At 28.3% G+C, this 23,249-nt stretch carries 19 protein-coding genes and 1 pseudogene; 16 read left to right on the forward strand and 4 right to left on the reverse strand.

Annotation, left to right across the window (positions count from 1 at the left end; all coding sequences use genetic code 11):
• The first annotated feature begins 19 nt into the window (after positions 1-19).
• The 4 genes and pseudogenes from CLOBL_RS11355 (at position 20) to CLOBL_RS11370 (ending at position 4,051) form a co-directional block, all read left to right on the forward strand.
• Complete coding sequence (locus CLOBL_RS11355; protein WP_077859134.1) at positions 20-862, forward strand: MetQ/NlpA family ABC transporter substrate-binding protein; 843 nt, start codon at positions 20-22, stop codon at positions 860-862.
• An 80-nt stretch (positions 863-942) separates the two neighbouring features.
• Positions 943-1,971 carry an ATP-binding cassette domain-containing protein gene (locus CLOBL_RS11360; protein ID WP_077859135.1) on the forward strand — a complete coding sequence of 343 codons (1,029 nt, stop codon included), beginning with the start codon at positions 943-945 and terminating at the stop codon, positions 1,969-1,971.
• Positions 1,972-1,974: 3 nt separating this feature from the next.
• Positions 1,975-2,637 carry a methionine ABC transporter permease gene (locus CLOBL_RS11365; RefSeq protein ID WP_077859136.1) on the forward strand — a complete coding sequence of 221 codons (663 nt, stop codon included), beginning with the start codon at positions 1,975-1,977 and terminating at the stop codon, positions 2,635-2,637.
• 53 nt (positions 2,638-2,690) lie between these two features.
• Positions 2,691-4,051, forward strand: a pseudogene (locus CLOBL_RS11370) (FAD-binding oxidoreductase).
• Between the two features lie 236 nt (positions 4,052-4,287).
• Here the strand turns inward: CLOBL_RS11370 and CLOBL_RS11375 are convergent.
• Entirely contained in the window at positions 4,288-5,262 is a 975-nt protein-coding gene (locus tag CLOBL_RS11375; RefSeq protein ID WP_077859137.1) for a DNRLRE domain-containing protein, read from the reverse strand.
• A 177-nt stretch (positions 5,263-5,439) separates the two neighbouring features.
• The gene (locus CLOBL_RS11380; RefSeq protein ID WP_242953827.1) at positions 5,440-5,766 is read right to left on the reverse strand and encodes a hypothetical protein; all 327 of its coding nucleotides are present in this window, start codon (positions 5,764-5,766) and stop codon (positions 5,440-5,442) included.
• Positions 5,767-5,987: 221 nt separating this feature from the next.
• Here CLOBL_RS11380 and CLOBL_RS11385 point away from each other — a divergent pair, with 221 nt between their 5' ends.
• From CLOBL_RS11385 to CLOBL_RS11440, 12 genes are all read left to right on the forward strand, one after another.
• Entirely contained in the window at positions 5,988-8,054 is a 2,067-nt protein-coding gene (locus CLOBL_RS11385; RefSeq protein WP_077859139.1) for a methyltransferase domain-containing protein, read from the forward strand.
• A gap of 265 nt (positions 8,055-8,319) precedes the next feature.
• Positions 8,320-10,107, forward strand: coding sequence for a glycosyltransferase (locus CLOBL_RS11390; protein ID WP_077859140.1), 1,788 nt, complete (start codon positions 8,320-8,322; stop codon positions 10,105-10,107).
• A gap of 394 nt (positions 10,108-10,501) precedes the next feature.
• The gene (locus tag CLOBL_RS11395; RefSeq protein ID WP_077859162.1) at positions 10,502-10,954 is read left to right on the forward strand and encodes a MarR family transcriptional regulator; all 453 of its coding nucleotides are present in this window, start codon (positions 10,502-10,504) and stop codon (positions 10,952-10,954) included.
• A 42-nt stretch (positions 10,955-10,996) separates the two neighbouring features.
• Positions 10,997-11,572: an isoprenylcysteine carboxylmethyltransferase family protein gene (locus CLOBL_RS11400; protein ID WP_077859141.1), complete on the forward strand. Its 576-nt coding sequence runs from the start codon at positions 10,997-10,999 to the stop codon at positions 11,570-11,572.
• Between the two features lie 84 nt (positions 11,573-11,656).
• On the forward strand, positions 11,657-12,118 hold the full coding sequence (locus CLOBL_RS11405; protein ID WP_242953828.1) for a DUF1453 domain-containing protein: 462 nt from the start codon (positions 11,657-11,659) through the stop codon (positions 12,116-12,118).
• Between the two features lie 265 nt (positions 12,119-12,383).
• The gene (gene hisC, locus CLOBL_RS11410; RefSeq protein ID WP_077859142.1) at positions 12,384-13,448 is read left to right on the forward strand and encodes a histidinol-phosphate transaminase; all 1,065 of its coding nucleotides are present in this window, start codon (positions 12,384-12,386) and stop codon (positions 13,446-13,448) included.
• Between the two features lie 383 nt (positions 13,449-13,831).
• Positions 13,832-14,869, forward strand: coding sequence for a M42 family metallopeptidase (locus tag CLOBL_RS11415; protein WP_077859143.1), 1,038 nt, complete (start codon positions 13,832-13,834; stop codon positions 14,867-14,869).
• 504 nt (positions 14,870-15,373) lie between these two features.
• Positions 15,374-16,852, forward strand: a complete 1,479-nt coding sequence (locus CLOBL_RS11420) for a leucine-rich repeat domain-containing protein (RefSeq protein WP_077859144.1) — start codon at positions 15,374-15,376, stop codon at positions 16,850-16,852.
• 259 nt (positions 16,853-17,111) lie between these two features.
• Positions 17,112-18,053 (forward strand): GTP-binding protein, encoded by a 942-nt coding sequence (locus CLOBL_RS11425; protein ID WP_077859145.1) that lies wholly within the window; start codon positions 17,112-17,114, stop codon positions 18,051-18,053.
• 62 nt (positions 18,054-18,115) lie between these two features.
• Positions 18,116-18,742 carry a GTP-binding protein gene (locus tag CLOBL_RS11430; RefSeq protein ID WP_077859146.1) on the forward strand — a complete coding sequence of 209 codons (627 nt, stop codon included), beginning with the start codon at positions 18,116-18,118 and terminating at the stop codon, positions 18,740-18,742.
• A gap of 38 nt (positions 18,743-18,780) precedes the next feature.
• On the forward strand, positions 18,781-19,782 hold the full coding sequence (locus tag CLOBL_RS11435; protein WP_077859147.1) for a permease: 1,002 nt from the start codon (positions 18,781-18,783) through the stop codon (positions 19,780-19,782).
• A gap of 54 nt (positions 19,783-19,836) precedes the next feature.
• Positions 19,837-20,604 carry a hypothetical protein gene (locus CLOBL_RS11440; protein ID WP_077859148.1) on the forward strand — a complete coding sequence of 256 codons (768 nt, stop codon included), beginning with the start codon at positions 19,837-19,839 and terminating at the stop codon, positions 20,602-20,604.
• Between the two features lie 44 nt (positions 20,605-20,648).
• Here the strand turns inward: CLOBL_RS11440 and CLOBL_RS11445 are convergent, their stop codons facing one another.
• Together CLOBL_RS11445 and CLOBL_RS11450 are read right to left on the reverse strand one after the other, a co-directional pair.
• A complete protein-coding gene (locus CLOBL_RS11445) occupies positions 20,649-21,212 on the reverse strand; it encodes a hypothetical protein (RefSeq protein ID WP_077859149.1) in 564 nt (187 codons plus the stop codon).
• 267 nt (positions 21,213-21,479) lie between these two features.
• Complete coding sequence (locus tag CLOBL_RS11450; RefSeq protein ID WP_077859150.1) at positions 21,480-23,249, reverse strand: ABC transporter ATP-binding protein; 1,770 nt, start codon at positions 23,247-23,249, stop codon at positions 21,480-21,482.

Below are 23,249 nucleotides of genomic sequence, written 5' to 3' on the forward strand. Positions count from 1 at the left end.
ATTTCAGGGGGAATAAAAAATGAAGATTTTAAAAAAGTTAGCAGCACTAGTTGTTTTAGGAACAATAGGAGCAAGCTTAGCTGCTTGCGGAAGTAGTAAAGAAAGTGCAAAAACAGATAGCAAAGAAGGAAATAAGAATATTGTAGTAGGTGTTTGCCCAGGACCTTATGGGGATATGGTTAAGGAAGCGTTAGCTCCAGCGCTCAAAGCTAAGGGATATACAGTTACAACTAAGGAATTTAGTGATTACATTCAACCGGATAAAGCATTAGATAACAAGGAAATAGATGCAAATTTGTTTCAACATACTGAGTATTTAAAAAAATTCAGCGCAGATAATAATTTGAATATTTCACCAGTAATAGTTGTACCAACTCTTGGAATGGGGATATTCTCAAATACAATAACTTCTTTAGATCAATTAAAGGATGGAGCAAAAGTAGCAATACCAAATGATGCATCAAACTTAGCAAGAGCCTTAAAATTATTAAAAGACAATGGAGTTATTAAATTAAAGGATAATATTGATGAAACAAAAGCAACTGAAAAAGATGTTGCTGAAAATCCTAAAAATATCAAATTTACTCCAATTGAAGGAGCGCAGCTTGCAAGAAGCATAGATAGTGTTGATGCTGCAGCAATTCCTGGGAATTTTGCTTTTGCCTCTAAATTTGATTATTCTAAAGCTTTAGCTGTTGAAAAATTATCAGAAAACTATAAAAATGTAATAGCAGTAAGAACTGATGATTTAGATAAAGATCTTGGAAAAGATTTAAAAGAAGCTGTAGAATCTAAAGAATTTAAAGAAGCTATAGAAAACGGAGAATTTAAAGATTTCAGTAAGCCAGAGTGGTGGAAATAATACTGACTGTTAATTATAAAGGAAAATATATGACTTGATATATTTTCCTTATTCAGTGATTTAAATAGGTGGTGAAAGTGATGATTGAATTAAGAAATATAAATGTAGATTTTAAGTTAAAAGGAAACTTAGTAAGTGCCGTAAAGAATGTAAACTTAAAAATTAATAAAGGTGAAGTTTTTGGAATAGTTGGATTAAGCGGAGCTGGAAAGAGTACTTTGGTTAGAGTCATTAATTTATTGCAAAAGCCATCTTCAGGAGAAGTTTTTGTTGATGGAAGAGATATTACAAAATTAAGCAGAGTGCAGCTTAGAAAGACAAGACTTAAAATAGGTATGATATTTCAGCATTTTAATTTAATAAGCGGAAAAACAATTTATGAAAATATAGAATTTGTATTAAAAGCAGATAACTATCCTAAGGAAAAGAGAAGAGAGAGGATTTACGAACTTTTAGAGCTTGTAAATTTAAAAGATAAGGCTGAAGCTTATCCATCTAATGTAAGCGGAGGGCAGAAGCAGAGGGTCGGAATTGCAAGAGCTATTGCTAATAATCCTGAAATATTACTTTGTGATGAAGCAACCTCAGCTTTAGACTTGGAAAATACAGAAGAGATACTCAAACTTTTAAAGGACATAAAAGATAAAACAGGAATAACAATAGTATTCATAACTCATGAAATGGAGGTGGCTAAGAAATTATTTGACAGAGTAGCGGTAATGAGTGAAGGAGAAATTGTTGAAATTAATGATGTATATTCGATTTTTTCAGAACCTAAGCATGATGTGACTAAATCTTTGATAAATAGAAATTCTAATTTAGATGTACCGAAAGAGATATTACGATCAATAGATAAAGGTGAAGTTATCAGAGTTTATTACAAGGGAGCGAATAGTTTAAAACCAATTATTTCAGAAGCAGCTAAGAATTTTAAGACGGATATAAGTATTATTCACGGAAAGATAGAGTATATCAGCGGAAAACCAATTGGAACTTTAATTATTAACTTGACAGGAGATAAAGAAGAAATATCTAGAGCAAGAAAATACATTAATGAAAATGTAATAAAAACTGAAAGAATTGTTAATGAACATCTGGAGGTGATATAAAATATGGATTCTACAATTGATATCTTAAAAAGTGAACTTGGGCAAGCTGTTTTAGATTCCGGAAAAATGATTGGAATAGCAATTATTATATCTTTAATTATTGGAGGAGCTTTAGGACTTATATTATATTTAACTTCCAGCAGATTGTTTTTTAAAAACAAATTAGTTAATTATATCGCAGGTTTTATTATAAATGTAATTCGTTCGCTCCCATTCATAATATTATTAGTGTTACTACTTCCGCTGACTAAAGTGATAGTTGGAACTAATATTGGACCTGAAGCAGCAACTGTTCCTATAACAATTGCAGCAATTGCATTTTTTGCTAGGTTATCAGAGGGTGCTTTTAGTGAAGTTGATAATGGAGTTATAGAAGCTGCAATTTCTTCTGGAGCAAGTATGCGTCTTATTATATTTGATGTGCTTATAGTGGAAGCACTTCCAAGCTTAATAAGAGGGATTACAGTAAATCTAGTTAGTTTAATAGGATATTCAGCTATGGCTGGAATTGTTGGAGGCGGCGGTATAGGTGATTTAGCTATACGATATGGATATTATAGATATGAAACAGGAGTAATGATTGTAACTGTGATTATATTATTAATATTGGTGCAGGTAATTCAGCTTACGGGAGATGCTCTTGCCAATAAATTATCTAGAAAATAGCTATCTCATTTTGTGTATTTAAGCATTAAATTGAACTAGTAGGAGGCAGAAATATGGATTATTCAGATTTAAAAAATATAATTAAAGATAAAGAAAGAATTATATTTGGAAATGAAATAGATAAAAAATACTTAACGGATGGACTTAATTTAGATTATGGGGATGCAGATGCTTTGGTTTTTGCAGAAAACACTAAAGAAATAGCAGAAGTAATTAAATTTGCAAATGAAAATTCAATTCCAGTTACACCTAGAGGTGCAGGCTCTTGTCTTACAGGCGCAACTATACCAAATAAAAAGGGAATAATTTTAGATTTATCAAAAATGAATAAAATACTGGAGATAGATGAAGAAAATCTCCTTGTAACTGTGGAGCCAGGAGTCTTATTGAAGGAAGTTCAGAAGTATGTTGAAGAAAAAGGCTTATTTTATCCTCCAGATCCAGGTGAAAAAGCATCAACTATTGGTGGAAATATAAGCACTAATGCTGGTGGAATGAGAGCTGTAAAATATGGAGTAACCCGTGACTATGTACGTGAATTAGAGGTAGTTACAGGAAATGGTGAGCTTATAACTGTTGGAAGCAAGACTATAAAAAATAGCTCTGGTTTAGATGTAAAGAATTTAATCATTGGTTCTGAAGGAACGTTAGGAGTTATAACAAAAGCTGTCTTAAAACTTATACCCAAACCTAAACACACGGTCAGTATATTAATATCATTTGATAGCTTAGAATACGGTATAAACAGTGTGAGCAGGATAATAAAATCTAGCGCTAACCCAACAGCAATAGAATTTATGGAAAGAAATATTGTTCAAAATTCAGAGCGGTATTTAAATTTAAAATTGCCTTCAGGTAGAGGAAATGCTTATTTAATTCTCACATTTGATGGCGAAGAGGATGAAATAGTATCCAATTATACAAAGGCAAAGGAAGCAGCAATAAACAGCGGAGCTTTAGAATTTTAAATAGCGATGAAGCCATAGACACGTGGGAAATAAGAGGTGCTTTAGCAAGTTCAGTTATGGAATTTAATGAACAGCTTCCTATCGATATAGTTGTTCCTATAGATAAAACAACTGAATTCGTAGATTTTACTAGTAAATGTGGAGAAAAGCATGGACTTCAGGTTATCTATTTTGGACATGCTGGTGACGGAAATACCCATGTAAGTATAATAAGAAACGGTATGGGAGAGATGGAGTGGAAGAAAAAATCCCATGGGTTAGCTCTTGAACTTTATATAAAGAGTCACGAACTTAATGGTCTGCCATCAGGAGAGCATGGGATAGGAATTACTAAAAAGGAATATTTCAAGAAGGTCACAGGAGAAAAAGAATTAAGGTATATGCAGGAGATAAAAAAGATATTTGATAAGAATAATATCTTAAATCCAGAAAAAGTGTATTGTTAAGTTGTTATTTCATATAAGGATGTCATAAAATGATTATTAGTGATTTTAGCCATCCTTATATCGATGCAAAATGATTGTAATATTAATTTTGTAACTAGGATATAACAGATATATAAAGAAAATGTAATGAGATATATATTTAAAAATAATGTCTCATTGCATTTTTTTATTATATTTCTTACTTATAGCACAATAAAAACATAATTAGCGAATATGCATCTCTGAATTGCATGTATTTAAGATATAGAACCTTTATAAGAGCCATATAAGATCACATTGTCTATATCTCCAGATTGAATAGGTGGGCTTATAGCAATATTGTAAGTTTTATCTATAGAAAGTGAATTATTATTTAAGGAATTGTCATATTCATCAGATACATAATAATGATTTATCTGTCCACTTGAAGCACGGGTAACTTGTAAGTCTACAACTATATAATAAATTGATAGTGGAGCTACAACACCTGTGATATCTACTGCTCTGGCTATAGAAGCATTAGAAGGATATGGATTTGAACTACAATTGCAAGCCTTCTTACAAACTTTAAATAAAACCTCTTCAAGCTCACCTTTGCATATCTGTACATATTTATCACGACAATCATCTTGAAAGCAGTTATCATTATGATTTTTTTTACAATAATCATCTGGAGGATAATTATATTCATCGTTACGCTTTTTTTCGCAGTATTTGTTAGGAGAATAAGGTTCATAATTTATTACTATAAATGGAACAAGATAGTTGTCAGAACTTTTTACAGATCCAAAGCTCGTAAAGATATTGTTATTTCTTCCATATAATATTATGCCTTTATTTCTTAGACTGTTTTTTAACCATGATGAAACAATAGTTCTAATATTTACTGTTACAGATACATTAGTAGTTAACGGATAAAAATTTATTATAGTATAACGATCATAATCAGGAGGATTGTTATAAGTTGTATAAGGACTAAAATAATCATAAAGTGGACTTATGGAAATTTTTTCACGCACATCATTAAAAAAATTATCAGCCTTAAAAAGTATAAGTTTTGCACTTGAGATTATAACATTAGGAGGTATTAATGAAAAATCCCAAAATAAATAGCTATAATAGTTGTATTCACCATCAAAACCTATTTTTATCGTATCTTCATTAAAGCTTTTATTAGGATATTTATCTGTAGTTGTAAGGCTCTTAATTGCTGGAATTGTGATACTTTTCATTTTAACCTCCATTTCTCCGCAGTTGATTTTGATATAAATAGTAATGAAAATAAACATGAATAGCTTTTAGAAATAATCAATTTAAAAATAAGAAAACATAATGTCATGTCTTTTTTTATTATGTAATAGGGAATGGAGCCGTTAATGACTCCATGAAAATTATATTAATAATTTTTATTAATGCTTGAAACTATTGATAACTACTGTGGAAGTGACAGATTGAGTAGAGGTTAATTTGGGAGAAATAACTATTTGATAAGTCCCATTACCTGCCCACGCTGCAGCTGTCGATCTGCTAGGACTGGCTGCAATAGTGAATGTTTTATAAAAAGTTTCTTTAGCTCCGCCACGGGAAACAATAGCTTGAATTTCAATATAACCTGCATCGTTAGTTGCAGGGATAGTTCCAGTAGCATGAATTGATTGAAGTGTACTTATTTGAGGAGTATCAAAACTTGCCATTAATAACATCTCCTTTAATTGATTTTTTATATTTATTCGCATAGTATATTATATTACTGTTTATTTAAATAGTGATGCCATAAGATATATTTTAAAGTTGTGTAAAAAAGTAATTTGTTTTATGTTTGTGATTAAATTATTTTCTTCTATTAATTGTATTACATTAACAATAAAGTTATTAAAAAATGAGTTTAACCAAATTCAATAATAATTTGAGTTGCTAAGAAATAAAATATTATAAACAAAGTTTTGGATTGATTTTAATGGAAGGAAGCTTAGAAAAAATTGAAAAGCAATTAAAAAATGAGTTAATTAGTGATGATGAGAATTTAAAGGAAGATGTTTCTAGTGTAAGAAGTTACAAATTAAAGTTGGTGTTTTTTGTAAAGAAAGGCTTAGATAGTTTTTTAGGTGATATTATTAAAGGCTTATCTCAAGAATATGAAGTGCAAAAAATTATAACAACAGAATATAAACAAATTGACGAAGGCATGAAATGGGCAGATATTTGTTGGTTTGAATGGTGTGATGAATTGATATCTTATGGAAGCAGATTAGAGATTGCAAAGGAAAAGAAAATTATATGCAGGCTCCATAGATATGAAGCTTTAACTGAAAATCCTATAAATGTAGAGTGGAGAAATGTAGAAAAACTAATAATAGTGATACCTCACTTAAAAAACTTTCTACTATCATTAATCCCAGATATAGAAGACAAAGTTGATATTGTAACTATAGTAAATGGTGTAAATCTAGATAAGTATAAAATGGTTGAAAGAAGAGCTGGATTTAATATAGCTTATGTTGGTTGGATTCACTCAAGAAAAAATCCAGTATTACTATTGCAAATAATCAATGAATTAGTAAAGATGGATAAAAGATATAAGTTATATATAGCAGGTGAATTTCAAGATTTACTAATAAAATTATATTGGTATGATCAAATAAATAAGTTAGGCATTGAAAAAAATATAATTTTTGAGGGATGGCAGGAGGATGTAAGCACATGGCTAGAGGATAAAAATTATATTTTATCTACCAGTATTCATGAAAGTTTTGGCTATGGTATTGCAGAAGCTATGTCTAAGGGATTAAAACCTATAATTCACAATTTTTTATTTGCAGAAGAAATATGGGATGAGAAATTTATGTTTAATTCTATAAGTGAAGCTGTTGAAATGATTTGTGATAAAAACTACAATTCTAGTGAATATAGGTTGTTTATTGAAAATAAATATTCGCTTGATGAGCAATTAGGAAAAATTAAAGATTTATTGATTAACTTACCTGAAAAAAGGCATAAAGAAAATTTATATCTTAATTATGTAATAGATATGTTTAATAGATTTATACCATATTCATCAAAGGATTTAGATGATTTTAATTTTGATGAATATCATATAAGTATAGGTAAAAGAGAAATTATTATAGATAATGTTTATTTGATTGAATTTATTGTGAGAAATAAATTTAACAAACAGTTGATTATTACCAATATAATATACGATATGAATACGAATAAAGTGATTTTTCCAGCTTACATTTTAAAAAGTAAAAATTTTAATAAAATTAGTGAGTTATTAAATTTATTAAAAGTCATAAAAACTGATTTATCAAGCAACATTGAAGGATATATTTTTGATAGCGAAATATTAGAGGAGATTGAGAAAAATAAACTTGCATACATTTGGGAAAGAGGTATACCTGCAAGCCAGTTTATGCCTGCTTTAGGCTGGCTAAGAATAGTTGAACGATACAACTTTGCAACAAACTTTATTAAAAATTCTGATATGGTTTTAGAAGCGGCATCAGGTTTTGGATATGGTGCTGCTTATATTCATGATAAGTGCAAGAAGGTTTATGCCTTGGATTTGATGGAAGAAAATATAGAATTCGGTCAATGTTCATACAATTTTAATAATATTAATTGGATAAAAGGGGATGTTACTAAATTGCCTTTTGAAGATAATAAATTTGATGTATATATATCTTTTGAGACTTTGGAACATCTTTCATTGAATTTGGTAGAGAAGTATTTTAAAGAAGCAGTTAGAGTTTTAAAGGAGAATGGTATTATGATAATATCAACTCCAAATAAAGAAGGAAGAAAAAATATAAATAATCCATTCCATATTAAGGAGTATAATTTTTGTGAGTTTAATGAATTGTTAAAAAAGTACTTTTCAAATATATATTACTACTCAGCGATTAATTATAAAATAGAAAGCGGAGTGCGGGACAATGCAGTAAATATGGTTTCTGTTTGTTCAAATAGTACTATTAAAGTTGATACTAATGCTTTACCCAATAACGGTGATAAAGTGATTTAATTCAAATAAAATTCGCAAGTTTCATTTTGTACATGAAACACAAGGTAAAGAATTCAAAGTAAAGAGAATATTGAATTGCTATAATTTATAAAAAGCTAAGGGGAACTTTAGCTTTTTTGATGGAAATATATTAAATATATAGAAGTAATCCTTAAATTTCAGCAATAACCTATCATTTGGCTGATGTATGAAGTTATTCACATTTTTATATATTAAGCATATTATATCAAAGATATTAGTGTATGGGTTTAAAAGAGGGGAATTAATGAAAAATCAAGTAAGCCTATGTATGATAGTGAAAGATGAAGAGGAATACTTACCAAAGTGTTTAGATAGTATTAATGATATAGTAGATGAAATTGTTATAGTTGATACAGGTTCTGCTGATAAAACAGTAGAGATTGCAAAGAATTTTGGGGCTAAAGTTTATTATTTTAAGTGGAACAATAATTTCAGTGAAGCTAGAAATGAATCTTTAAAATATGCTACTAAAGATTGGATATTTATATTAGATGCAGATGATGAATTGACAATGGAATCTAAGGAAAACTTTAAAATGTTGATAAATAGTGAGCTGGATGAAAAAGCAATTTATCATTTTGAGACATTAAGTTATTATGGAAGTAGTATAGAAAAAGATAATATTGCCGTAAATTTAAATCCACGGCTATTTAAAAACAATCGCGGTATTCACTATGAGGGCGAAGTGCATAATCAGTTAATTAGTTCAGAAGGCGACTATAACGCAGTCTGTAAAGAAATAAAAATATATCATTATGGATATATTGATAAAAGAATTGCATCTAAAGATAAAAGAAATAGAAATATATATATATTAAATGAGCAAATTAAAAAAAATCCGAATAACGGTTTTGCTTATTTTAACTTGGGAAATGAATATGGTGCATTAGATGATATGAATAAAGCACTAGAATATTATTACAAAGCTTATGAAAGCTTTAATCCAAGAACAGGATATAGTTCGTTATTGATATTAAGAATAATCATTTCAAATTTGAGACTAAAACATTATGATGAGGCCTTGAAATTTGTGGATATTGGAATTTTTCATTATCCAGAATGTACAGATTTTTATTTTTACCAAGCTCTTATTTTAAAAGAACTTGATAGGGCGACTCTTCAAATAAAAGCATTGGAAAAATGTATTGAGCTTGGGGAACCGCCTTCTGAATTGAAATTTATATTTGGAACGTGGAGTTACAGAGCGTATTATGAATTAGGCAAAATTTATATGAAATATAAAGATTATTACACTGCTTATGATTATTATGTTGACGCTTTAAAATTTAAACCTGATTACATTGAACCTTTATATGATATAGCTTTGGTGTTAAAAGCACAAAATTTACCGCTACAAGAAATTAAAAAAATAATAGAAAAATTCTTTCCGGAAAATAAGAAGATTTATTATGGAAACATTGCTGACTTATTTTATTATATTGGTTATTATAATATAGCATTAGAATATATAAAAAAGTATGAAGATACAGTAAATATTACTGAAAAGACTACTATATTAAAATCAAAATGTCTTATGAAAAATGGAGAGTTTAAAGAATATATTAATATAAATACTATAGATGAAAATAGTTCATATTATACAGTTTTTTCTATGTACAAAGTTTTATGTTTTATATTACTAAATAAATATGAAAATGCATTAGCTATAGTAAAAAATTTTAAAGAAGATAATTTATGTGATTATGATAAAAGGTATCTCAGAGTATATTCAGAGCTTATAAAACTATTTACAAAGGAATCAACAGGTATATTATCAAGCGATGAAAATGATAAAGAATATATGAATATAATTTTAGAAATTATAGAAATACTGCTTATAAATAAGAAATTTAATGAGTTGACAGTAGGCGTTAATTTATTGAATGTAGTAGATACTAGATATGCATTACTTTATTTGGGAAAATTATACTATAGATATGGATATATTGATCTCGCTAAAAAGGAAATATTAAGATCAATAAAAGAAGTTGATATATATGATGCGGAAGGTCTAGACATATTAAAATATTAAAACTTATTAACCTTATAAACTTTTAAATTGTATTTCTAACTTGTAAGTATGATAGAGATTTTTTTAAAGTTAAGGATTATATTAGGAGAAAGAGATTAAGGAAACTTAGTCTTTTTTTTGTATGCAAATCAAAAGCATGTGTTAATAATTGAAAGTGTATAAATAAAAATAATCAGGATATATATTTAAAATGCTTCAAGCTATTGTCAAAGTTAATAATATTTGATTCGCTAATAGAAATTATGGAGATGTGTATACTAGAATTGATAAATTATTTTTATTTATAAGTTTTTATGCAAAAAATAAGATTTTAAGTGAAAATTATTGACGTGGAAGAAATAATAAGGTATTATCATATTACTTCCTAGGAAGTAATATGGAAGGGGAAATTAATATGGATATAGATAATGAAATTATATTATCACTTAAAAAAATACAAGAAAATAATGAAATAGTTGTTCCGGATATTAAAAATCCACTTAGTTTTTCTCAAGTTCATTGTATTGCGGCTATAGAGTATATTGAAGATGCAAATATAACGAAGTTAGCACATGAATTAAAGATGACAACAGGTGCTATAACAAAGATGTGCAGGAAGCTATTTAATGAAGGTTACGTTACGAAGTACAAAAATGAAGGCAATAATAAAGAAGTATATTATGTTTTAACTGAGCTGGGATTAAATGTGTGTGAAATTCATAAAAAAATTCATGAACAGTCATATAATAAGAAAAAAAATATTATAGCTCAGTATAGTGATAAAGAAAAAGCTATTATATTAAAGTTTCTAAGTGATATAGATTCAATGATAAGTGATACAGTTTCAGAAATTACAGAATTATATTAGATGCTATAATAAAGCCTAATGAGATATATAGGAGGAAGTTTTATGAGTAATACTACTATTGCTGGTTATATTTGGGGGATATTTTGGATTTATTGGATGTTAGCAGCTATAAGGACTAGATCAAAGGTAAAAAAAGAATCAAGTGGTCAGAAAAGTATAATAAGAGGACTACATTTATTACTTGTGATAATTTCTTATTTCCTAACATTTGTTGAATTTAAAGAAGTATTTTTATGGAAAACAATATTACCTTCTCATAAATATGCAGGGTATATAGGAATTATAATTTTGGTATTATCACTTTTATTTGCTATATGGGCTAGAGTGGTATTAGGAAGAAATTGGAGTGGAGCAATTCAAAAGGTAGAAGGGCAAAGACTGGTTCGCAGCGGCCCATATAAATATATAAGAAATCCTATTTATACAGGAGTCGTATGTGGATTTTTAGGAAACTTTATCGCAATTGGAAATTTAGCATCTCTTATTGGATTTTGCATTATGTTAGTCATCTATATTATAAAAATAAAAAGAGAACAGACATTTTTAGTGGAAGAATTTGGTGAAGAATATAAAAAATACATAAAAGAATCATGGGCTTTAATTCCGTATATATTTTAAAAGATTCTTTTTTGTAAAAGAGTATATATGCTTTATATTAAAAAATTATAAAATACTAAAAGATAAAGTCTGGAGATGAAAAGAATGTCAATGATTTATATTATATCAATTGTTATTGTATTAAAGCTTTTTAGAATATTTAATGGAAAGAGTAAACAAATTAAATTTCCTAATTTATGGTTATTTCCTATATTGTTTTTGCTAATGATTATTGAAGATTACGCAAAAGGATTAAGTTTTTCAGTAAATGAATTTTTAGTCGTTATCATTTTGATCATTATTGGTTTATGTGTTGGAATAATTCGTGGAAGAACATTAAAATATCATAAAGATGAAATTAGTGGAGAAGTTTATTATAAAGAATCGTATTTAAGCCTTGGAGTATACATCTTTCTTATTTTTATAAAATGGTTTCTGAAATACGTTGGAGGAGATGCAATTAAATTTATAGGTACTGGATTAATTGTCTTTGGATGCGCATCTATGATAGGAAGAAGTCTATGGCTATCATATAAGTATTTACAGATTTCGAGAGAGAGTAGATAGTTATTTCAATAGTGCAGCATATATATATTAAACATAAAAAAATTATAATAATAAATTTAAGGCTCGCATAATTCTTGAAAAAATTTTGTGAGGATATGTTTTGTATTTCCAAAGTATATTAATGTATAATATACTAAAAAGGCACAATCAAAAAATGTATTAATAGTTTATTTCTCTATTTTATAATTATTTAATAGAAAATATATTTGGGAGCTTTGATTCATTTTTTGTGCCTAAGAAGTAGAATTAACTAGGGGGCAGTTAAATGAGCAAATATTGGAATGATAAAGTAAAAGAAATAGAACCTTATGTGCCTGGGGAGCAGCCTAAGGATAAAAAGTACATAAAGTTAAATACTAATGAGAACCCATATCCGCCATCAAGAAAAGTTATTGAAGCCATAAAAAATGCAGTTAATGATGATTTAAAACTTTATCCAGATCCAACCTGTAGTGACCTTATAAGTGAAATTGCGAAGTATTATGGTCTAAATAAAGATGAAGTCTTTATTGGGAATGGTTCAGATGAAGTATTAGCTTTTTCATTTATGACGTTTTTTTCTAAAGATAAGCAAATTTTGTTTCCAGATATAAGTTATTCTTTTTATCCAGTCTATGCAGAGCTTTTAAACTTAGATTATAAGCTGGTAAAATTGGATGAAGAGTTTAATATTCCTTTAGATGAATTAAAAAAACAAAATGGTGGTGTAATAATACCAAATCCTAACGCACCTACAGGAAAATATATAGATGTGGAGGAGTTAAAAAAGTTAATTGAAGCTAATAATGAAAGTGTAGTTATTATTGATGAAGCGTATGTAGATTTTGGTGGAGAATCTATGGTTAAATATATAAAGGATTATAATAATTTGTTAGTTATTCAAACCTTATCAAAATCACGTTCATTAGCTGGACTTAGAGTTGGATTTGCATTAGGGCATAAAGATTTAATTGAAGGCTTAAATAGAATAAAGAACAGTATAAATTCTTACACAATAGATAGATTAGCTTTAGCAGGTGCTAAGGCGGCAATACAAGATAATGAATATTTTAAAGAAATAACAAAGAAAATAATAAATACAAGAGAAAAAACATGTATCGAGCTGAAAAAATTAAATTTTAATGTTTTAGAATCAAAAGCAAATTTTGTTTTTGCAAGACATTCCGAAGTTTCAGGTAAGTATCTATACGAAACTTTAAAAGATAACGGAATATTAGTAAGGTATTTCAATAAAAATAGAATAGATAATTTTTTGAGAATAACCATAGGTACAGATGAAGAAATGGAAAAGCTAATTGAGAAGCTTAAATTAATATTGGATAACAAGTAGAAAATTTGAAAATAAGCACATGAAAATAAATAACAGGTCCAAAGCTGCCATGGATATTTTTCATCAGTTAAAGAGACAAGTTGCTATCATAGCAGGTCTATTGGGGCGATTTGCCGATGTATGCTAGCAAATGGACGCGTTATTTATTTAGTTTTGCATAAGTTATACAGTCTTAAGAATTAGATTCTTTTGATTGTATAACTTATTTTTTGCGTGAAAATAAATAATTATAATTTTTGAAAAACTTGCAGCTAGTAATAATTGTGGTAGACTAGAATGGTGGAATATGGAGAATATTAAGATATAAATAGAATCTATATCTTAATGGAAAATATCCACAAGCCTGTACTATAAATTTTAATTTTGAAAGAGAGATGGATTTTATGAATTTAGATATTAATAAAGAGTATGTTTTAAAAACAGCCAAGGAAATATTGGAATATGATAGCCCCACAGGCTTTTGCTTTGAGATAATGGACAAAATAAAGGATATTGCAGAAAAACTTGGATATGATTTTGAAACCAATAATAAGGGCTGCGGAATAATCACTGTAAAGGGTAAATCAGAAGATATGGTAGTAGGCTTATCTGCACATGTGGATACTCTAGGAACCATGGTTAGATCGATAACTTCTAATGGAAAATTGAAATTCACAGTACTTGGAGGGCCAATAGTTCCAACCTTAGATGGAGAATATTGCACCATTAGAACGAGAGAAGGGAAAAAATATACAGGTACATTTTTAAGCACAAGTCCAGCTGCACATGTATTTGATGACAGTTCAAGTAAAAAAAGAGATCCTAAGAATATGGAAATAAGAATTGATGAAAATGTTTGTTCAAAAGAAGATGTACAGAAATTAGGAATATGTCCTGGAGATTTCGTTTTTATAGACCCTAAGACTACAATCACAGATAATGGATTTATTAAATCTAGATTTATTGATGATAAAGGTAGTGTATCATGTCTTATAGGATTATTAGAGTTATTTAGCAGGGAAAAAATAGTTCCTAAATACACAACTAAAATATTAATTTCTACGTATGAGGAAGTTGGCCATGGAGCATCTTATATACCAAGTGATATAACAGAGATGATTTCAGTTGATATGGGTTGCATTGGAGAAGATTTAAGCTGTACGGAATACGATGTATCAATTTGTGCTAAAGATTCTGGTGGGCCATACGATTATAATATGGTAACAAGCTTAGTTAATTTAGCAAAAGAAAATGAATTAAAATACGCTGTAGATATTTATCCTTTTTATGGCTCAGATGTTGGAGCTGCATTAAAGGGTGGAAATAATATTCGTGGCGCATTAATAGGACCAGGAGTTAGCGCATCTCATGGTATGGAAAGAACTCACTATAGTGCTTTTGAAAATACAATAAAATTATTATATTTATATTTAACAATCTAAACATGAAATAGCAAAGTTAATTGTTAATATGGATGAAGTGGAAAATTTAGAAATTTAATTGATGATGTGATGAGTGAATTGAATTATGAGGTAGATGAATTGAAAAAAGATCCTAAAGATGTGGCTTTAGAATTTCTACAGAATAATAAACTAATATAAAATTAGAAGTTATATCATATAATGAAAAATGATTTTACAGTATTCGAGTTATACATGTAAAATCATTTTTTATTATTATTAACTATTTAGGAAAATTTATATATTACGATAAATATATGTATGAAATATTATAATTTTGTTTTTTTAAGAATTGACTTTATCTAGATTATGAAGAAAAAATTAAGAATTTTCATAAAAGGCCATAAATTTAAAAAGATTATTGTATAATTTTATAGTTGGTTAAATAATGTAAACTGACTTAAAATATTAGGGATTACAATTATTTGAATTTAAATGTACAAAATGGTATAATTTATACGCAAAAAGAAAAGGGGAGACGATTAGATGCGACGTAATAAGATAAAAAATTTAGCGATTCTGGCAGCAGTTTTATGTGTAACTAGTGTTCCAGTGATTGCTCATGCACAAGATAGTAGAATTAATGGTGAAGTAAGCGAACAAAGTGCAGTGAAAATTGAAGATAATTGGCTTACCGAGGAAGTTGCTAAGCAGTTAAATAAAAATGTGAGGTATCTTACCGAGCAGGATTTATTAAGTATAAAAAAGATTGACTTAAGATACGAGAAAATAGATGATACGATACCTGATGAGATTAAATTATTAAAAAACTTGGAATATTTAGATTTGAATTATTGCAGGCTAAGTGGTAATATACCAGAAGAATTGGGAGATTTACCGAAATTAACTCATTTAGATTTAGGGGATAATAAGTTAGAAGAATTGCCTGATAATATAAAACAGAAAATTGTTAAAAATAATTATACTTATTGCGATGTTGAAGGAAATAAGTTTCTACTTGATGAAGGCTGGTATTATTTGAAAGGTAAATTGACTTATTTGGATAGAAACGGGAAAAGACCTTCGGCTGGCGAGCAGACAATAGATGGAAAAGCATATGAATTTACTGAAGATGGAAGTGTAAGACAAGGTTGGGAAACTGATAAAGATGGTAATAAATCATATTATGACATGCAAAATGGTATTGTTAAAAGTAATTGGAAGCTGATAGATGGAAAATGGTATTATTTTAATGAGAATGGAATTATGCAAAAGGGATTGCAAACTATAAAAGGTGTTAAATTTTACTTAGATAATAATGGAGCAATGCTTACAGGATGGCAATTGATAGATGGAAAATGGTATTATTTTACTGATGCAGGTGGAATGGAAAATGGCTGGTTATCTTTAGGTGGAAAAACTTACTACTTGGATGCTAATACAGGTGCGATGGCAAGTGGAGATACGACTATAGAAGGTAAAAAATATAGATTTAACAGCGATGGGTCATTAATGAACAATGTATGGATTGATGATTATACTTATGTTCAACCTAATGGTCAAACTGTAAATACTTACTCTAATTATTCACATTCTAATACAAATTATCAATTGTTTAAATATATGACTAATGTAAATAATCAATTGAGTGTTGATAGTGCAGCAGTAGCATTACATGATGGGAATACAAGCAATAATTGTGTATATTTTGCTTCCGAAGCATTAAGAAGAGTTGGTGTAAATATTCCTCAAGCTACATGTAATACATATCAATTTGAAAACTTATTAAAAAGCTTAGGATTTGTATATAGCTATGATTTCTCACAAATTAAGCCAGGAGATATCGTGTTTACAAATAACTATTCTCATGTTTACACATTTATGTGCTGGGATAAAGATGGATATGCTTATATTGTAGATAATCAAAGGACAAGCTTTGGCAACCAAGTTCTTCATAAAAGATTAGTGCTTCAAGATACTGCAACTACAGATAGAGCAACGCATTTCTTCTATTATCCATATTAATAAGGTGGAGCTGTGATTTAAGCTTTAAATTAAAAATAAGAGTTTATTTTATACTAGGACAAGCATAAATTAGTATATACTTTTATTATAGACTTGTTAGAAAACCAATTGAAAGCATTCGTAATTAATAATTACTTATTAATTACGGATGCTTTTTCAATTATTATTGTAAATAAATTTTATTCATATATATTAATAAAAAATAGTATAAATAAAAGTGTGAAGACAATTTAAATAAATATGAAAAGGAGAATGTTAAATGAAAGTTCAAGTAGATATATTCTCTGGCTTTTTGGGTGCTGGAAAAACAATGCTTATTAAAAAGCTGCTAAGTGAAAAAGCTTATGGAAAAAATACAATAATTATAGAAAATGAATTTGGCGAAGTGGGTATAGATGGAGATGTCTTAAGAGAAAGTAACATTCAAGTAAAAGAAATTAATTCTGGGTGTATATGCTGTCAGGTATCTGGAAATTTTGGAGAAGCAGTGTTGGAAGTGATTGATAAATATTCTCCTAACAACATAATAATTGAGCCTTCAGGAGTTGCGAAATTAAGTGAAATATTAAAAATACTTAGTGAAGCGAGATTTGAATCTAAAATAGGGATTAGAAACATTTTTACTTTGATTGATATCAGAAATTATGATATGTATTTAAAGAATTTTAAGGAATTCTATGAAAATCAGATAAAAAAAGCTAACAAAATTGTTTTAAGTAGAAGTCAGTTAATTGATGATAAAAAGATTAGAGAAACAATTGAATCTTTAAAAAAATATAATTCGAAGGCAGAAATAATATATAAGCCGTGGGAAAAAGTAAATGCTGAAGAATTTTTGAAGATAAATGATGTGAGGAAAGAATCAGAATTAGGATTTATAAAATCAGAATCGAAAAAGATTTTAAGAAGGGAAAGTGGACACAAGGCTAAAGAGGTTTTTGAAAGTTATCCAATAAATATTATAGAAAGAATTAGTGTAAAGGAGATAGAAAAAAAATTTGAGTTTATAGCACGTAATGAGAAGTTTGGAAATGTGATAAGAGCAAAAGGATTTATAAAAGGAGAAGATGGAGTTTATTATCAATTTGACTATGTTCCAAATGAGTTTAAAAGTAGAGAAGTCAGATGGGCTGATAAAAATATTATATCAATAATTGGGAGTAAATTAGATAGAAAGAGATTATTTGAACTATTTAACTAGATTGATTATATAAGTTTCTCGTAATATTATACTTAATCAAAAAGATAAAGGGTGGTGAATTAATGAAAATACATATTGAGATTGTAACAGGTTTTCTAGGAGCAGGAAAAACTTCTTTTATTAATTCTTTTTTGAAGGAGAGCCAAGTGGAAGATGAAAAAGTTTTGGTTTTTCAATTGGAAGAGGGAGAAAGAAGTATTAAGCAATATAATGATTTAATAAAAGTAAAAACAATAAAAAATCTTAGTAATCTTAAAGAGGAAATGATTTTTCTGATTAAAGAATTCAATCCTAATAGAGTAATTGTTGAGTATAATGGCACTTATAATTTAAAAGAATTATTTGATATGTTAAATGAAAAAATTTATAGGGAATGTAGCAAAATCACTACAATATTTTTTGTTGCAGATGGCAGAAATTTGAAGCAATATATTGATAACGTTGGAAGCTTCGTTGTTCCATTTATACAATATGCCAATATGATAGTTGTTAATAATATAGACAATTGCAATAAAAAAATATTGGAGGAAGGATTTAAAAAGATAAAAGAACTTAACTCAAAAGCATTTCTACTTAAAGTTAATAATAAGTATATTTTAAACTCGGTGCTTAGAGAATCTAAAATGATAGATAATGGTTATTTAAAAAGAGTAAAAATTAAAATAGCAAATTCTAAATTAAGTTTTTAATAGGGAATATAAAAATTGAGGAGGCAATAAAAAGAAATATGAATATTTCTAGAAGTAGAACTTTTACTTTTATGATTATGATTGCAGCAATATTATTATGGCATATTTATAAGAAGTATGGGATAAATTTGTATATAGAGGAAGTTGGAGATTTTGCAAGTATATTCACAAGTATTGTTCTTGAAGCAATCCCCTTTATTATTTTAGGCTCATTGGTTTCAGCAATAATTCAAACCTGTATATCAGAAGAATTAATAGCTCGGATAATACCAAAAACAAGTATCTGGGGATATTTTGGAGCAGCTTTAATAGGTCTTATATTCCCCGTTTGTGAATGTGGGATTGTACCTGTAACAAGAAGACTTATGAAAAAGGGATTACCAGTTGGATTTGGAGTGACATTTATGCTTGCGGTGCCCATAATTAATCCTGTTGTAATAATGTCTACTTATTATGCATTTTATGATAAACAAGCTATGGTTATTCTTAGAATAACAGGAGGCTTTGCAGCTGCTATTTTAATAGGTATAATAGTAAACGCACTTGAAAAAGATAAGCAATCATTAATTAGAGACTTTTTGGATAATGGAAATTATTGCAATTGCGGATGTGATAATTTGTATTCAGGCAATCAAAATAAATTACTTTCTATAATTGAACATGCAAATAGAGAATTTTTAGATATAATGGGATATCTAATTTTTGGCGCTTTTATTTCAAGTGTATTTCAAGTTGTTATAGCATATGGGAGAATTAATTTTATCTCTGATAATAAAATTTTCGGAATAATTGTTATGATGCTCTTGGGATTTTTTTTATCTCTATGTTCAGAAGCAGATGCATTTGTGGGGAGGAGCTTTTTAGGTAATTATTCATTTAGTGGGGTATTGGCTTTTTTAATTTTAGGGCCAATGCTTGATTTGAAAAATCTCATAATGATTCTTGGTGCCTTCAAAAAGAGTTTTGTTATTAAGTTTAGTGTAGTAACAGTGTGTATTGTATTTTTAATTTCATTTTTGTTTATGATGTGCGGAATATAAGATACAGATTATAATAATTAAATTCCAAATACAAGAATGGAGGCAGAACAATAAATGAAAAGATTTAACTTTGATGAATTTTTATGGTTTATAGTTTTAATATTATTAGATGGATTTATTTTTGGCTTAATATTCACTAAAAAAATAAACTTTTATATAGGTAATAATATGGTTAAGTATATCTATATAGCAATAGGAATGATAAGTGTTATTAGCATTTTTCAAATAAAAAATATATTTACATGTAAGGGAAGTAGCAAACTTAAAATTAAAGTGCTTCCAATTATAATAGCATTAATACTAGGAAGTATATCTTTGAGTAATCTAAAGACATTCAAACATGCTGAATTAGGGAAGGAAGTTACAGAAAATAATGTCGGCATAATGGATAGAGAGTATCTATATAAACATGAATTTTCTTATGACAGTTTAAGCAAAAATGATATAGAAAAAATAAGTAATAGCATATATGAAAATATAAAAGTTGATGATGATAATCCTATGTTACTTGAGGATATTAGAGAAAATCCTGAGAAATATGTTGGAAAAAGATTAGAAATTCACGGTTTTGTATGCAAGGAAAATTATTTGAATGAGAAGCAATTTATAATAGGAAAAATTGTAATGACGTGCTGTGCAGCTGATTCAAAAATTATTGGAATAATAGGTGAGTATGATAAAGTTGATGATTTAAATGAAAATGACAATGTAAAAGTTATAGGAGTAATTGGTAGTTCAGAAGTAAAAGATGACAATAATATAATTCATAATATACCAGTTGTAAAAATAATAGAAATTGAAAAGGAGAATTTAGGTCACTAAAAAGCAACAATTTTCAGTGACCTAAAATACTTAATATAATTAACTTATTTTGATGTATTATTTAAGATAATGTCTGCATATGAAATTTTTCCCTGAACTTGATTGTCTGAAACTACGTTGATTTTATACGTATCAAATTTATTATCCCATTCCATACCAGCAGGTGAAAGAGTATCAGGGTCTCCAGCATTAATTCCGAGTAAATTTAAAATATTTGCTCCGTCAGCTGGAAATTTCATATCTGTTTTAGGTGTTATTTTGATTTCATTGCATTTTGAATTTAAATAAGTGACTTCAAAAGTATAATTGTCTTTTTCGTATGTAGACTTAGAATCATCTTCACTTACAGGCTTACCTAGAATTTTTTCTATATCAGCTTTACTTTTATCTTTAAAATCAGCGATTGTTGCAATTTGTTTTATCTCAACTGTTGGCTTATTATTTTCACCTACTATCTTAGAATCCTTAGAAGTATCTTTAGGTGATTGCTCTTCTGTCACCGACGGTTGTTTATCTGAATCTGATGGTGCTTTAGTTTTACCACAAGAAATTAGTGCTGTTGAACTAATAATTGCAATTAATAATAGACTAATAATCTTCTTTTTCATTATATTGTCCCTCCAATATGTTGTTTAAGATTACGATTACTATTCAAGTAGGAAGAATAGTATCGCTTATTGAATAATTATAACAGTATTTTTTTTAGTAGCTGTTTATTTAAGAAAGTTGTAATAAAGATATAATATTTATTACAATAATTTTACGGAAAGTACACTAATAATCAATAAAGGATATATTCACCATGTAGCCAATTATTAGTAAAGAAAAAATGTACAATAATAAATCAATTTTATTATCGTACATTAACAAATATATTATGCATCCTTTTTTAAAAAACTATATTGTGCTGAATATAGTTTGTGATAGTAGCCTTGATTTGCAAGGAGTTCATCGTGGGTTCCAGCTTCGACTATTTTACCATGAGAGAGAACGAAGATTTTATCACAATCACGTATAGTAGAAAGCCTATGCGCTATTACGATAGAAGTTCTTCCATCCATAAGTTTTTTAATACCAGCTTGAACTAATAACTCAGTTTCGGTATCAATATTTGCTGTTGCTTCATCTAAGATTAATATTCTAGGATCTGCAATTAATGCTCTTGCGAAAGCTATTAGCTGTCTTTGACCAAGAGAAAGCCTAGAACCTCTTTCATTTACATCTGTATCATAGCCATCTTCAAGTTTTTCAATAAATTCATGAGCATTGACAGCTTTAGCAGCCTGAATTACTTCTGCGTCAGTAGCATTTAATTTTCCATAACGTATATTTTCCTTTATTGAAGTTGAAAACAAAAATGAATCCTGAAGCATTATACCCATCTGACTTCTTAAACTTTCAACAGTAACACTTTTTATATCAATGCCATCAATCTTTACAGTACCCAAAGTTGGGTCGTAAAATCTGCTTATTAAATTGGTTATTGTAGTTTTACCTGCACCTGTTTCTCCAACTAAAGCAACTTTTTCTCCGGCTTTTAGATTAAAGCAAGTATCTTTTAAGACAGCACCCTCTCCTTTAGAATAAGAGAAAGTAACGTGATCAAATTCAATATTTCCTTTAATTTTAGGCAGGATATTAGACGAAGCTGAATCTATCATATCACTTTTTGTATCTAAAATATCAAATATTCTTTCTCCGGCAGACATACTAGTTACAAAAGCATTATAAAATGAAGAAAGATTTATTATTGGCCTCCAAAGCATTTCCATATACATAAAAAACGCTATTAAAGTACCGAGAGTAAGGTTATCTCTTGAAGTTAATATAAATCCAGAGACGACCAAGATTATAATACTTATACCACGAAATAAATCTAGAAATGGCCAGAAAAAGTCTTGAGTGTATACTGCTGTCATAAAACCATCAGCATGTTTACCTATATGGCTATCAAATATTCCTTTAGTATATAGTTTTTTACTAAAGCCTTGAATTACCTTCATACCAGATAAAGACTCATGAGTGTATCCAATTAAGGAAGATCTGTTTTCTCTAAAAAGTTTCCACTTATCATGAGCTTTGATTTCGATAAAAAACATAACAAAGGTTAAGAATGGTATTGTAATTAAGCAAATGGCACCAAGGGGCATATTTAAAATAAGCATCATACAAACTACTAAAATAATAGTAAATATATTTGGAGTTAAATTTACAATGCTATTATTTAATAGGTTTTGAAGTGCATTTACATCACCAACAACCCTAGAGATAATTTTCCCAACAGGTCTATTGTCAAAGAAATTAAAGCTTAAGGTTTGAATATGAGTGTATAGACTATGTCTTATATCAACCAATATCTGATTAGTTATTTTAGACATAGAAGTTGTTCTTATTCTAGATAAAATCATAGATATTACATTAATAAATATTAGGCAAGTACCTATATATAACAATCCTTTGATGTTTTTTTCTTTTACAAAAGTATCAATAGAGACTTTCATTAAATAAGGCGTTAAGGTATTGCAAGCCATGACAATAAGCAGAAGCAGTATAACAAAAGCAACTTTCAGCTTGTAGGGTTTTACATAAGATAATAATCTTTTTATAATTTCTATTTTAGAAGATTCGTTTGTAATATCATTCAT

Origin of the sequence: Clostridium sp. BL-8 (assembly GCF_002006495.1) — a bacterium.
GTDB lineage: Bacteria > Bacillota > Clostridia > Clostridiales > Clostridiaceae > Clostridium.